10 protein-coding genes and 2 pseudogenes are annotated in these 11,820 nt (G+C 60.9%); 6 read left to right on the forward strand and 6 right to left on the reverse strand.

The genetic code is table 11. From position 1 onward, the window contains the following. Nucleotides 1-25 precede the first annotated feature (25 nt). From FJ979_RS33060 to FJ979_RS14530, 3 genes and pseudogenes are all read left to right on the forward strand, one after another. Nucleotides 26-286: pseudogene (locus tag FJ979_RS33060) on the forward strand (DUF1403 family protein); the annotation flags it as partial. 93 nt (nt 287-379) lie between these two features. Next, a pseudogene (locus FJ979_RS14525) lies at nt 380-619 on the forward strand (DDE-type integrase/transposase/recombinase); the annotation flags it as partial. 205 nt (nt 620-824) lie between these two features. Further along, a complete protein-coding gene (locus tag FJ979_RS14530) occupies nt 825-1,967 on the forward strand; it encodes a GSU2403 family nucleotidyltransferase fold protein (protein ID WP_140560036.1) in 1,143 nt (380 codons plus the stop codon). A 444-nt stretch (nt 1,968-2,411) separates the two neighbouring features. Here the strand turns inward: FJ979_RS14530 and FJ979_RS14535 are convergent, their stop codons facing one another. The 6 genes from FJ979_RS14535 to FJ979_RS14560 form a co-directional block, all read right to left on the reverse strand. Further along, a complete protein-coding gene (locus tag FJ979_RS14535) occupies nt 2,412-3,326 on the reverse strand; it encodes a polysaccharide deacetylase family protein (RefSeq protein WP_140523252.1) in 915 nt (304 codons plus the stop codon). Between the two features lie 197 nt (nt 3,327-3,523). Then, entirely contained in the window at nt 3,524-4,282 is a 759-nt protein-coding gene (locus FJ979_RS14540; protein WP_140581761.1) for an SDR family NAD(P)-dependent oxidoreductase, read from the reverse strand. Beyond that, nucleotides 4,279-4,575: a hypothetical protein gene (locus FJ979_RS14545; protein ID WP_140581764.1), complete on the reverse strand. Its 297-nt coding sequence runs from the start codon at nt 4,573-4,575 to the stop codon at nt 4,279-4,281. The genes FJ979_RS14540 and FJ979_RS14545 overlap by 4 nt, the downstream gene beginning before the upstream one ends. Before the next feature lie 59 nt (nt 4,576-4,634). Beyond that, complete coding sequence (locus FJ979_RS14550) at nt 4,635-5,804, reverse strand: mandelate racemase/muconate lactonizing enzyme family protein (RefSeq protein WP_140581767.1); 1,170 nt, start codon at nt 5,802-5,804, stop codon at nt 4,635-4,637. A gap of 8 nt (nt 5,805-5,812) precedes the next feature. Next, nucleotides 5,813-6,889, reverse strand: coding sequence for a tartrate dehydrogenase (locus tag FJ979_RS14555; protein ID WP_140581769.1), 1,077 nt, complete (start codon nt 6,887-6,889; stop codon nt 5,813-5,815). Nucleotides 6,890-6,968: 79 nt separating this feature from the next. Beyond that, entirely contained in the window at nt 6,969-7,946 is a 978-nt protein-coding gene (locus FJ979_RS14560; RefSeq protein ID WP_140581772.1) for an asparaginase, read from the reverse strand. Between the two features lie 213 nt (nt 7,947-8,159). On the opposite strand from FJ979_RS14560, the gene FJ979_RS14565 reads away from it, so the two are divergent. From FJ979_RS14565 to FJ979_RS14575, 3 genes are all read left to right on the forward strand, one after another. Continuing rightward, on the forward strand, nt 8,160-9,821 hold the full coding sequence (locus FJ979_RS14565) for an ABC transporter substrate-binding protein (protein WP_140560030.1): 1,662 nt from the start codon (nt 8,160-8,162) through the stop codon (nt 9,819-9,821). 63 nt (nt 9,822-9,884) lie between these two features. Further along, nucleotides 9,885-10,808, forward strand: a complete 924-nt coding sequence (locus FJ979_RS14570; RefSeq protein WP_140523273.1) for an ABC transporter permease — start codon at nt 9,885-9,887, stop codon at nt 10,806-10,808. Beyond that, the gene (locus FJ979_RS14575; protein WP_210239516.1) at nt 10,808-11,818 is read left to right on the forward strand and encodes an ABC transporter permease; all 1,011 of its coding nucleotides are present in this window, start codon (nt 10,808-10,810) and stop codon (nt 11,816-11,818) included. Before FJ979_RS14570 ends, FJ979_RS14575 begins: the two co-directional genes overlap by 1 nt. The last annotated feature ends 2 nt before the right edge of the window (nt 11,819-11,820 follow it).

The following is an 11,820-nucleotide window of genomic DNA, read 5'->3' on the forward strand; positions in this document are numbered from 1 at the left end:
CGCGATAGGAAGCGCGGCCGGCAGCATGCGGCTCGCCGGCCGCGCCGAGGACGCCCTGCGCGACCCCTGGTACCTGCGCCCGGCCGGCGCCGATCCCGGCCCCGCCGGCGCGGTTCTTGGCGCCTGGCGGCAGCTGTCCGTGCAGCCGCCCGCTGGCAGCGCCGACCGACTCGAAAAGATCGTCGACCAGCTCGGGCTCCATTGCCACCGCGCGGCGCTCGCCGACCTTTGCACGGAGATCGAAAAACTGGCGGGATCGCAGCGGCCGGTGCCGTTCGCTGCAACGGCAATCGCCGCCCGCGTCGCCGCGATTCGGCCCGACCCCGAGCTTTTGGCCTGGTGCTTGCCGACCTGGTGCTGGCAGCACCAGCCCACCCTGGAGGCTGTCGTTTCCTGTGACAACTCAAATCGCTTGCAGTATCGTTCCCGGCGTCGGCTAAAGCCGATCCGGACCCGCAAGAGTAAATACCTGAGTAACCGGATCGAACAGGACCATCGGCGCATCAAGCGCCGCATCGGGTCAATGCTCGGCTTCAAATCACCGGGATCAGCCGCGATCATCCTAAACGGCATCAAAATGGTTCACATGATCAGCGGCGGTCACGCGGTGCCTGATTGATCGGCGCGGCTCCAGCATCGTTGGCGGTAGCATTGGCCAAAGCCGGGCGCATCGATCGCCATGTGTGGCATGACGGGTCTGCGTGAACCCTGGATGATGCGGCGGCGTTATAAGATTTCTGCAACTGTCTTATAACCACCGCTTGCGTCGCTTGAGTTCATCCTGTTATAAGAGAAACTCATTTTTCTTATAACGGAGCCGGCGCATGAAGACGGTCGATCTCGTTTATCGCACGATGTATGCGGAACTCGTTCAGCGCTGCCTTGGTGCATCGTTCGAAACCGACTTCTCAACGGCGGGAAATTTCGTTCGGGTTCCGGTGAAGGGGCGGGATTATTGGTATTTTGAGGAGACCCAACCCAAGAAGACGCGGAAGTATGTCGGCCCGTCCGATGATCCCGAGATCGCGAAACGCGTTGCAGCCTTCCAAGAGATCAAGGAAGACCTCCGCGGGCGACGGAAACTCGTCTCCACGCTGACTCGCCAAGCAGGGCTGACTGCACCGGACCGGTTCACTGGCGATGTCGTTGGAGCAATGGGAGCAGCAGGAATCTTCCGCCTGAGAGGCGTGCTCGTCGGTACGGTTGCCTTCCAGACGTATGCGGGACATCTCGGCGTGAGATTGCCCGGTGCCTCATTGCAAACCGGCGATGCCGATTTCGCGCAGCACTACTCGATCTCCTCGTCAGTCGACGACAGCCGGCCGCCGATCTTGGAAATCTTGAGAGAGATTGACCCGACCTTCAGGGAGATCCCGCACAGATCGGATCCCGCACACGCGACGCAATTCGAGAATGCAACGAGATACAAGGTCGAATTCCTCACGCCGAACCGGGGATCCGATCACTACACCGACCATGCCACTCCGATGCCAGCACTGGGCGGAGCTTCGGCGCAGCCCTTGCGTTTCCTTGATTTCCTCATCCACGAGCCCATCCGGACCGTGATGCTGCATCGGTCAGGGGTGCCTGTAACCGTGCCGTCGCCGGAACGCTATGCAGTTCACAAGCTCATCGTCGCCTCTCGCAGGCAATCAGATGCAAACGGCGTCGCCAAGCGCGAAAAGGACGTCTATCAGGCCAGCCTCCTTATCGAGGCACTGGAGGCCACCCGTCGCCAGGACGACCTTGCAACAGCGTTCGCGGAAGCGTGGGGCAGGGGGCAGCACTGGCGCGAGGCGATGCTGAAGGGGCTGAGCCTGATGCCGCCGAAGAAACGACAGGAAGTTGAGGAGACAGTCAGAAAGGCCCTTGTCGAGATCGGCGAGGAGTTGGACGGCTTCAACTCGGCCGTGAAGTCGTCGCCAGAAAAAAGTGCGACCCGAAAGCCGCCCTGTCGCTTGGACTGAGGAATATCCTCGTTGATCAGGATCGCGTACGAGGGAATATACCGTAGCTGAGGTCTGTTCGCCGTGTTCGTCTAAAACAAGGCACTAAGGAACTATAAGCTGGATTGCCTCGGGCGATCGCTTGCCTACCTGGCCAATACGGTAAAGAACCCTGCCTGACCAGCCGGAAAAGTGCGTAGATCGCACCACGACCGCAGCGGCCGTATGGTGGTTTTGCGTCTTCACCACGCTGGCGAGTTGGAGCGCGACCTGACCCGTGAATGCGCCAGCTGGTCTTCCTACCGCCAGAGCACGCGGCCGCAAAGGCGGACGGAAATTAGCGCTCACCAAAGCGCGGATACGCCTCGCCCAAGCTGCCACGGGCCCGCCAGTTCCGCAATAGCATTCCGAACAGCCCGATCGACGAGAATGCTGCGCTTCGGTGGAGACGAGCGTTTGCTTTTTTCAACCCATAGCCGTGCCAGACAGCTCTACCGACCCTGCGGGGAGCCGCGCAAAAGTGTACCAATTATAGATCTGCTCGCCCGTCCAGAATGCCACGTCGCGATGAGAGGAGATATAATCCAGCAATTCCTCCAGATAGCCAATCCGATGCGGAACACCGCTAAGATAAGGATGGACGCTGATGGACATGATCCGGGGCGAGGTCGCGCTCTCCCGATACAGCCGGTCGAACTGGCGCTTGCCGCGCTCGAGCAGTTCCGCCGACGAGTGCTGCGCCACAGCCATTATTGCGACATCGTTAATCTCTACCGTATAGGGGAGTGTCACCAGCCGGCCGGCCGTCGTCTTCAGTTCGCAAGGCAGGTCGTCCATTACCCAATCGGCGACGTACCGAATTCCTTCTTCAGCGAGGATGTCGGCCGTGTCCGAGGTCTCCGTAAGCCCTGGGCTTTCCCATCCCACCGGCGGCTTACCGGAAATCTTGGACAGCGCGCCGATTGTGCGCCGAATTGCAACGCGCTGGTCTTCGAGGTTGTGCATCGGCCCTTGGAGCCAACCGTGACCCATCAGTTCCCATCCGGCGTCGTGCGCGGCATGCGCGATCCTGGGATAGACCTCGCACACTGATCCATTGATGGCCAACGTCGGAACAATTGTTCGGGATGTCAGGCTCTCGTGGATGCGCCAGAAGCCGACCCGCATGCCGTATTCGTGCCACGACCAATTCGGAATATCGGGTAGCATCGGCATGCCCATCGGCGGCGGCAAGACGGTGCGCGGCATCGGCCGCCTCGCGTCCCAATGTTCGACATTGACGATCAGCCACACCGGCATCCTGACGCCGTCAGGCAATTTCAGCGGCTGTCTATCGACGATGGCCTGGTAGTCTATTCGTTCGCGAGGGCTCAGCGGCATGCGACGGTCCTAAGGGCTTGGAACGCACTTGGATTGATCAGCTTCATAGGGTGACTCGCCGTCAACCCAGTCGCACCACCAGTGGGCCGATACGTATAGACCTCCACCACGCCGCCGCCAAGCGGATGCAACGTGGGGCGCCTTGGCTTGGCACAAAGGACGACCAGTTGCACAAGCAAGCAGACGCATGATGATGTTTAGCCTTGTTTGATCGTCAGCCCGCCGTCTACCAGCAAAGTCTGGCCCGTCACGTATCGCGCTGCGTCGGAAGCCAGAAACAGGATTACATCCGCCACCTCGTCGGGTTCGCCGATGCGACGCAATGGAATGGAAGGAGCCTGAGCCACCAGCCGCGCTTCACCCATCGAGTGCTCCTCGGAGAGGGATTGTGCCGTGCGGATGAAACCGGGCGCGACGCCGTTGACGCGGATCCCGTCGCCGCCCAACTCGGCGGCCAAGCCTCGCACCAAACCCAGAACGCCGGCTTTGGCGGCGGAATAATGGACATGTTCGGCCCAGCCATAGCTCATGCCTGAAATCGACGATACCGCCACGATGGCGCCTTTGCGACGCTCTCGCATGCGCGGCGTGGCAGCGCGTGCCATCCGGAACACGCCTTTTAGGTCGATGTCGACTGTGATGTCCCACTTGGCATCGCTCATCTGCGCCAGCGGCACCTTGTGGGCGATACCCGCATTGGCCACCACGACGTCCACGCCGCCATACTGCTTGTCGATTTCTCCCACGACGTCGTTGACCTGATCCGATCTGGTCACATCGAGTTTGCGGAAATAAGCATCCCCGCCGCCCGCCTTGATCTCTTCGGCCACCTGCTTGCCTTCGGTCTCGAGAATGTCGGTCACGCAGATTCTGTAGCCAACCCTGGCGAAAGCGAGGGCCGTGGCGCGGCCAATGCCGATGCCGGCGCCGCTGATGATTACGGTAGGCTTGGTCATGACGATCTCCCGGACACTGCGTGGTTCGATGCGATTGTGGACATGCGCATCACTCGATGACGGCCGATCTTGCCGTGTTCCAGCGAAAGAAACACCGCAAGGATGAGAATTAGGCCGGTGATGATCTTCTGCTTCTCGGACCACATGCCGAGAATGATCAGGCCATTGCCCCGCATGGCGATTATGAGGGCGGATATCACACTGAGTTCGAAGGAGGTTGCGGCTGTCGGCGTCGCCGCACCCAATCTTGCGGCGACGACGCGCGAAGTCACCGAAGCAGTCTGCAACGCCATAGGCGGGTGCAACGTCCTGACAGGCTGAAAACCGTCGTTCGGCACGGCCGGCGTCTCGCTCACGGCTGGTGCAATTGTCGGAACAGCTTGAACAGTTCGGCTTTCTTCTCGAAGCCGACACCGGGAACATCGGGTAACCCGACATAGCCATCTTCGACCGCGATGTCGTCGGCGAAGCCGCCAAAGGGCTGGAAAACGTCGGGATAGGATTCGTTGCCGCCCAGATGCAGCCCTGCGGCAATGTTGAGCGACATCTGGTGTCCGCCATGCGGCACCACGCGTCGTGACGACCAGCCAAGCGCCTTCATCACCTCCAGCGTGCGCAGGTATTCCACCAGGCCATAGGAGAGGGCACAGTCGAACTGAAGATAGTCGCGGTCGGGCCGCATGCCGCCGTAGCGCAAGAGGTTGCGCGCATCCTGGTGCGAGAACAGGTTCTCGCCTGTCGCCATCGGCCCACCGTAGTGGTTCGCCAGTTCCGTCTGCAACGCATAGTCCAGCGGATCGCCGGCCTCCTCGTACCAGAACAGGCCGTATGGCTGCATCGCCTTGGCATAGGCGACGGCGGTCTTCAGGTCGAAGCGTCCGTTGGCATCGACAGCCAGATACTGGCCCCCACCGACCACCTCCAGCACGGCCTCGATGCGGCGCAGATCCTCATCCAGGGGCACGGCGCCGATCTTCATCTTCACGACCTTGTAGCCGAGGTCGAGATAGCCCCGCATCTCCGCCTGAAGCTTCGAGTGATCCTTGCCGGGATAATAGTAGCCGCCTGCCGCGTAGACCCAAACTTTCTCGTCCGCCACGCCCGCCCGGTAACGGTCCGCCAGCAGGCGCCACAGCGGGACGCCGGCGACCTTGGCGACGGCATCCCAGACGGCCATGTCGATGGTGCCCACCGCCACGGACCGTTCGCCGTGGCCTCCGGGCTTCTCGTTGGTCATCAGCGTCTTCCAGATGGCGAACGGGTCAAGGTTGTCGTTCTCATGGTCGATCAGCGTTTCGGGATCGGCCTCGAGGACGCGCGCGAGGAAACGGTCGCGCATCAGCGCGCCCTGTCCGTAGCGGCCATTCGAATTGAAGCCGTAGCCAACCACCGGCTTGCCGTCACGCACGACGTCGGTGATCACGGCGACGGCCGAGCAGGTCATCTTCGAAAAGTCGATATAGGCGTTGGCGATGGGGGAGGCGATCGAGACGGTCTTTTCCCTGATGTCGACGATGCGCATGCTTGGTCCTATCCTTCGAGTGCCTCCGCCACCGCCTTGCCGCAGGTGACGGTATCGGCCTTGCCCCCGAGATCGCCGGTGCGGGTGGCTTCGCTCTTCAGCGTGGCTTCGATGGCTTCCACGATCGCGCGGCCAGCCTCCTCGTGACCAAGATGGTCGAGCATCATGGCGGCCGTCCAGATCTGTCCGATCGGATTGGCGATGCCTTTCCCGGCGATGTCCGGAGCCGAGCCGTGTACCGGCTCGAACAGCGACGGAAAGCGGCCTTCCGGGTTGATGTTGGCCGACGGGGCGATGCCGATCGTGCCGGTGCAGGCGGGTCCGAGATCCGAGAGAATGTCGCCGAACAGGTTCGATGCCACCACAACGTCGAAACGGTTCGGATTGAGCACGAAATGGGCTGCCAGAATATCGATGTGGTACTTGTCCCAAGAGACATCCGGGTATTGGGCGGCCATCGCCTCGACGCGCTCGTCCCAATACGGCATGGTGATCGAGATGCCGTTGGATTTGGTGGCCGATGTGAGGTGCTTGCGCGGACGCTTCTGCGCCAGATCGAACGCATAACGCAGGATGCGATCGACGCCGACGCGCGACATCACGGTTTCCTGGATGACAATCTCGCGCTCCGTGCCCGGATACATCCGGCCGCCGATAGATGAATATTCGCCCTCGGTGTTCTCGCGCACGACGTAGAAATCAATATCGCCGGGCTTGCGGTTGGCGAGCGGCGACGGCACGCCCGGCATCAACCGGACGGGGCGCAGGTTGACGTATTGGTCGAACTCGCGGCGAAACTGCAGCAGCGATCCCCAAAGCGAGATATGGTCGGGAACCATGGCCGGCCAGCCCACCGCGCCGAAGAAGATGGCATCATGGTTTCCGATCCGGGACTTCCAGTCCTCCGGCATCATGCGGCCATGCCTGGCATGGTAATCGCACGACGCAAAGTCGAAATGGTCGAACTGTAGGTCGATGCCGAAGCGCCTTGCCGCCACTTCCAGTACACGAAGTCCCTCGGGGACGACCTCCTTGCCGATCCCGTCACCGGGAATGACCGCGATCCTGTGCTTCTTTGCTGACATCATGGTTCCTCGGCTGCAGGAATGGGACGGCGGCGACGGACGGCCGCCTTACGGAAATCAGGCGGTGGAAGAGCGGGCATCAGCCGCCGAAATATTCGATCTCCTGGCGCAGGCGTTCGCCCTCGATGCCCATGCCGAGCAGGACTGCCACGAGCACTCGTGCTTTCTGGCCGCTCAAGTCGCCGGCAAAGATCACGCCCCCGTCGGAGAGTGTCTTGCCGCCGCCATTGCCATAAATCGGCTTGACCCGGCCGCGCTGGCAACGACTGGTCATGATGACGGGAGTACCATTGGCGACAAGCGACGTCGCGGCGGCAGTGACGGCGGGCGTCGCGTTACCCCGCCCGAAACCCTCCAGAATGATGGCCTTGGCACCATCCTGGGCGGCGAAGCGGATGTAGCGGTCACCTATCCCCATGACCAGCTTGATAAGATCGACATCAGCGACAATGCCTTTTGCGTCGTAGGTGCGGCGCAGGACCGGCTTGCGGTGCAATACGATACGGTCGCCGTCCACTTCCCCGAGCTTGCCGTGCTCGTAGGAGATGAAGGTATCGGTGCGTGAACTGTGCGACTTGCTCACGTCACGCGCAGCATGGAATTCCTGCTCGAAGCAGATCATCGCGCCCAGGCCCCGCGCAGTTTCGGATGCGGCTAGCCGGATGGCATCCGTGAGGTTGCGTGGGCCGTCGGGGTTCGCCTCATCGGCCGCGTGCTGTGCGCCGGTGAACACTATCGGCTTGTCAGTCGCGACAAGGAGATCAGCCAAAAAGGCGCTTTCCTCCATCGTATCGGTCCCGTGGGTCACCACGACCCCATCGAAGTCACCTTGAAGGTGGTGTGAAATCCGCTGGGCCAGTGCAAAGCCGAGCGGGAGGTCGATGGCATAGCTGCCGACGTTGCAGAACTCGTCGATGGCGATGTCAATGCCATCGAGCGGATCGTGCAGCATGGCGCGCAACTCCGATCCTGTGACGCTTGCGGTGACATGTCCACTCTCGGCTTCCAGCTTGGATGCGATCGTCCCTCCTGTTGTCATCAGACAGATTTTTCGCATTTCGGTTCCTCGCTGCCGTACCCGACGTTGAATAATTTGGTCAGACCAAGAAATCAAGAAGCTATTTTTTTGTGCATGAAATGCACGAATTTTTCGCATTTTTTGTGATTGACGGTCAGGCCAATTTGTCCATTAATGTCAGTTACGCTCTTTGGTCTGTCCAAAAGCGGAAAGATAACGAAGCGTATTCGCGCAACCAATGGGGAACGAGAGATGGTTGATGATTTTACCAGAATTCGGTTGGCGCCCACGCGCCGTCAGTTCCTGAAAACGACTGCCGCCTTCGGCGGCGCTGCACTTGCTGCATCGACCGGCCGCTTGGGGGAAGCCTTCGCGCAGGACGCAAACAGTACGCTGGTGATCGCGGCGCCCGCGACGCCCCAGGGCCTCGACATCGAGTTCGACGTCAGCCTGGGCTCGATCGATTCCCTCGGTGCGCTCTACGAGTACATGCTTGGCTATGAGAAGATGGATGATCCCAATGCACCCGGCGTGCTGCGGGAGGATACCGGCGTCCATACCGACAAGCCGAACAACCTCGCCTTGCGCGGCCGGTTGGCGGAAAGCTGGGAAGTGGCCCCCGATGGCCGCAAGGCGACCTTCAAGCTACGCGAGGGTGTCGTCTCCAACTGGGGCAACAAGTTCACGTCCAAGGACGTGAAATGGACTTGGGACCGCAAGTTCAACCTCAAGGGGCAAGGCCTGTTCCAGACCGCGGTGCTCGGTCTCAAGACGCCTGACCAGATCAAGGTGGAAGGCGATTATGCGGTCTCTTTCAATCTCGAACAGCCAAATCCATTGCTTCTCAAGCAGCAGTGTAACCTCGCCAACCCGATCTACGACGCCACCAAATGCGCCGAAGCCGGTGGCTCCGACGACCCGTGGGCGGTCAATTTCCTCAAGAACGATAGTGCTGGCTTTGGTCCATATCGCCTTGCCCAGCTCGTGCGCGGTCAACAAGCCGTATTCGAGGCGCGCGAAGACTACTGGGATGAAAAGCCCTTCATGAAGCGCGTCATCATGCGCGAAGTGCCGCAGTCGGCCAGTCGTTTCTCGCTGCTGCAGGGCGGGGCGGTCGACATCGCACAGTTCCTGCAGCCGCGCGAACTGGAGGCGCTGAAGAAGCAGCAGAACGTGGCGGTGGATGCCGTCAATTCGTCCTACATGATCTGGCTGGAGCTCAACTCCAAGATCGCTCCATTCGATAATGTCGACGTGCGCCGAGCCATCAACCTCGCTATCCCGCGCGACGAGATCATCCGCACCATCTACTACGGCTATGCCGACGAGCAGAAGGCGCCGATGCCCTATATCTACCCGATGGCGGATGAAAGCTTCTTCGCGTACGGCTATGATCTTGCCAAGGCCAAGGAGCTTCTTGACAAGGCAGGTGCCAAGAACCTGGCGACCACCTTGTCCTACAACGCCGGCGACCCGACGCAGGAGCCGATCGCATTGCTGATCCAGACCGCGCTAAAGCAGATCGGCGTGGAGCTGACGTTGGAGAAGCTGCCGGCCGGCGTGTTTTACGAGAACGTCACCAAGCGCGCCAAGCCGATGATCTTCTATCTGGATTCGCCGTGGACGCCGGATCCGGGCTACTCGACCTACCTCTACTTCAACTCCGAAAGCTACGTGAACTATTCCAATTATGACAACAAGAGCGTCGATCAGATGATCAAGGACGGTCTTGCCACGCTTGATGACAATGTGCGTAAGCAGAAATACTCGGAGGTGCAGAAGACGTTGATGGACGAAGCGCCCTGGGGCTTCATTGCTTATCCGAAATACACGCTGGCGCGTAAGGCGAACCTCAAGGGTTACACTTACTACACGTCCAATAATCTTCGGTTCCAGGATTTCAGCCGCGGCTGATGAGGTCTTGTCCCTGGAGGCTGCCGCCTCCGGGGACAAGTTAGTGTATCGGAAAGATCTTAGATGTCTTCGAAGCTTAGCCTTCTCCTGAGGCTGGCGGTCATCCGGCCGAGATTTGCGATCGGCTATCTGATCGTCATCGCGATCACCCTGCTGGCGATCTTCGCGCCGGCCATTGCACCCTATTCGCCGACCGAGGCGGATTCGGCCAGCTTCCTGCAGCCGCCGGATGCCACCCATCTCTTTGGCACCGACAATGTCGGCATGGATATTTTCAGTCGTTCCATCTACGCGCCCCGCATTGACTTGACGATCGCGATACTGGGCACGCTCCTGTCGGCGCTGATTGGCGGCTCGATCGGTGCTGTTGTTGGTTTCTACAGCAGCGGGCGCGGCATTCGCGTGTGGCTATCCTTCGCCGTCATGCGCGCGGCCGACGTGCTGCAGGCATTTCCCATTTTCGTCTTCGCCATCGCCCTGGTTGCCAGCCTCGGTCAGAGCATCCAGACGGTGGTTCTGGCCATAGCCTTCGTCAATGCGCCGATCTACTTGCGTCTCATGCGCTCGCAGGTGCTCAGCATCCGCTCCATGCGCTATGTCGAGGCTTCGCAGGTCAATGGCCTGTCGGACATGCAGACCATTCGGCGCCACATCATTCCCAATGCGATGGCGCCGGTGCTGGCGCAGCTATCGGTCAATGTCGGCTGGGGCATCCTGCTGACCTCGGCGCTGTCCTTCGTTGGTGCCGGCGTGCGCGCGCCGACACCTGAATGGGGCAGCATGATCGCCATGGGCTTTCAAAACGTGGTGACCGGCCAGTGGTGGCCGTCCATGTTCCCCGGCGCGATGCTCGCGATCACCGTATTCGGCTTCTCGTTGGTCGGCGCGTCCATCGAGGTCCTGGCCGATCCGTCCAAGCGCCGGCAGCTGCTGAGCGATGCACGCGAGCATCGCCGCCGGGTCGACCGGCCGGCGGAGGGCGCCTGATGCGCATCCTGGCCTATCTCGCCAAGCGCCTGATTTTCGTGGTCCCGCAGTTGCTGGGCATTGTGCTCGTCAGCTTCCTGCTGGTGAAGAGCATTCCGGGTGACCCCGCTGTGCTGATGCTCGGCCCCACGGCGACGCCTTCGGCCATCGCCTCACTGCGCCAGCAGCTCGGGCTCGACCAGCCTCTCTACATGCAGTTCCTGATCTATGTGCGCAATCTCTTGCATGGCGACCTGGGAACCTCCTGGCAGACAACGCGGCCGGTGCTCGAGGATCTGCTTCAGCGCTTCCCGGCGACCCTCGAACTCGTCACGCTTTCGCTGCTCCTGGCTATCATCGTTGGGGTAACGCTGGGCGTTTATGCGGCGCGCAAGCCAAACGGCTGGATCGCGCGCCTGTCCGATCTCTATGGCTTGAGTGCCGGTGCGCTACCGGACTTCTGGTTCGCCCTCGTGCTGATCTTCATCTTCTATACCGTGCTCGGCTGGGCGCCTGCGCCTCTCGGCCGTATCGACATGATCGTCATACCGCCGGCGCCGGTCACCGGAGCCCTCACCATCGACGCGCTTCTCGCCGGCGACCTGCAGGCCTTCTGGTCTGCCTGCGCGCATCTGGTCCTGCCGGTGATGACGCTCGGGCTCCTGAATGCCGGTCCCATCCTCAAGATGACGCAGGCGACGATGGAGAAGATGCTGGACTCGGATTTCAGCCGCTTTGAAGTTTTGTGCGGGGTGCCGCAGAACCTAGTCGTGCGCCATGCGCTGCGCAATGCGTTGCCATCGATCGTCACCATTATCAGCGTGCTCTACGGCTTCCTGATCGGCGGTGCGGTGCTCGTCGAGATCGTGTTCTCGTGGGGAGGGGCGGGGCAATACGCGGTGCAAGGTGTGCTGAATTCGGACATCTATCCGGTTCTAGGCTTTGTGCTCTTCTCCGCCATCTTCTCCCTCATCGTCTACATCGCGGTCGACCTCATCTATTTCCTGCTCGACCCGCGGATCAGCAATTAATG

This window comes from Mesorhizobium sp. B1-1-6 (assembly GCF_006443035.1).
Taxonomy (GTDB): Bacteria; Pseudomonadota; Alphaproteobacteria; order Rhizobiales; family Rhizobiaceae; genus Mesorhizobium.

What these genes read in the sequence shown, in the direction of transcription:
- FJ979_RS14575 (WP_210239516.1), top strand. Translation starts at nt 10,808, where the DNA reads ATGCGCATCCTGGCCTATCTCGCCAAGCGCCTGATTTTCGTGGTCCCG.
- FJ979_RS14540 (WP_140581761.1), bottom strand. Translation starts at nt 4,282, where the DNA reads ATGACCAAGCCTACCGTAATCATCAGCGGCGCCGGCATCGGCATTGGC.
- FJ979_RS14570 (WP_140523273.1), top strand. Translation starts at nt 9,885, where the DNA reads ATGTCTTCGAAGCTTAGCCTTCTCCTGAGGCTGGCGGTCATCCGGCCG.
- FJ979_RS14535 (WP_140523252.1), bottom strand. Translation starts at nt 3,326, where the DNA reads ATGCCGCTGAGCCCTCGCGAACGAATAGACTACCAGGCCATCGTCGAT.
- FJ979_RS14545 (WP_140581764.1), bottom strand. Translation starts at nt 4,575, where the DNA reads ATGGCGTTGCAGACTGCTTCGGTGACTTCGCGCGTCGTCGCCGCAAGA.
- FJ979_RS14565 (WP_140560030.1), top strand. Translation starts at nt 8,160, where the DNA reads ATGGTTGATGATTTTACCAGAATTCGGTTGGCGCCCACGCGCCGTCAG.
- FJ979_RS14555 (WP_140581769.1), bottom strand. Translation starts at nt 6,889, where the DNA reads ATGTCAGCAAAGAAGCACAGGATCGCGGTCATTCCCGGTGACGGGATC.
- FJ979_RS14560 (WP_140581772.1), bottom strand. Translation starts at nt 7,946, where the DNA reads ATGCGAAAAATCTGTCTGATGACAACAGGAGGGACGATCGCATCCAAG.
- FJ979_RS14550 (WP_140581767.1), bottom strand. Translation starts at nt 5,804, where the DNA reads ATGCGCATCGTCGACATCAGGGAAAAGACCGTCTCGATCGCCTCCCCC.
- FJ979_RS14530 (WP_140560036.1), top strand. Translation starts at nt 825, where the DNA reads ATGAAGACGGTCGATCTCGTTTATCGCACGATGTATGCGGAACTCGTT.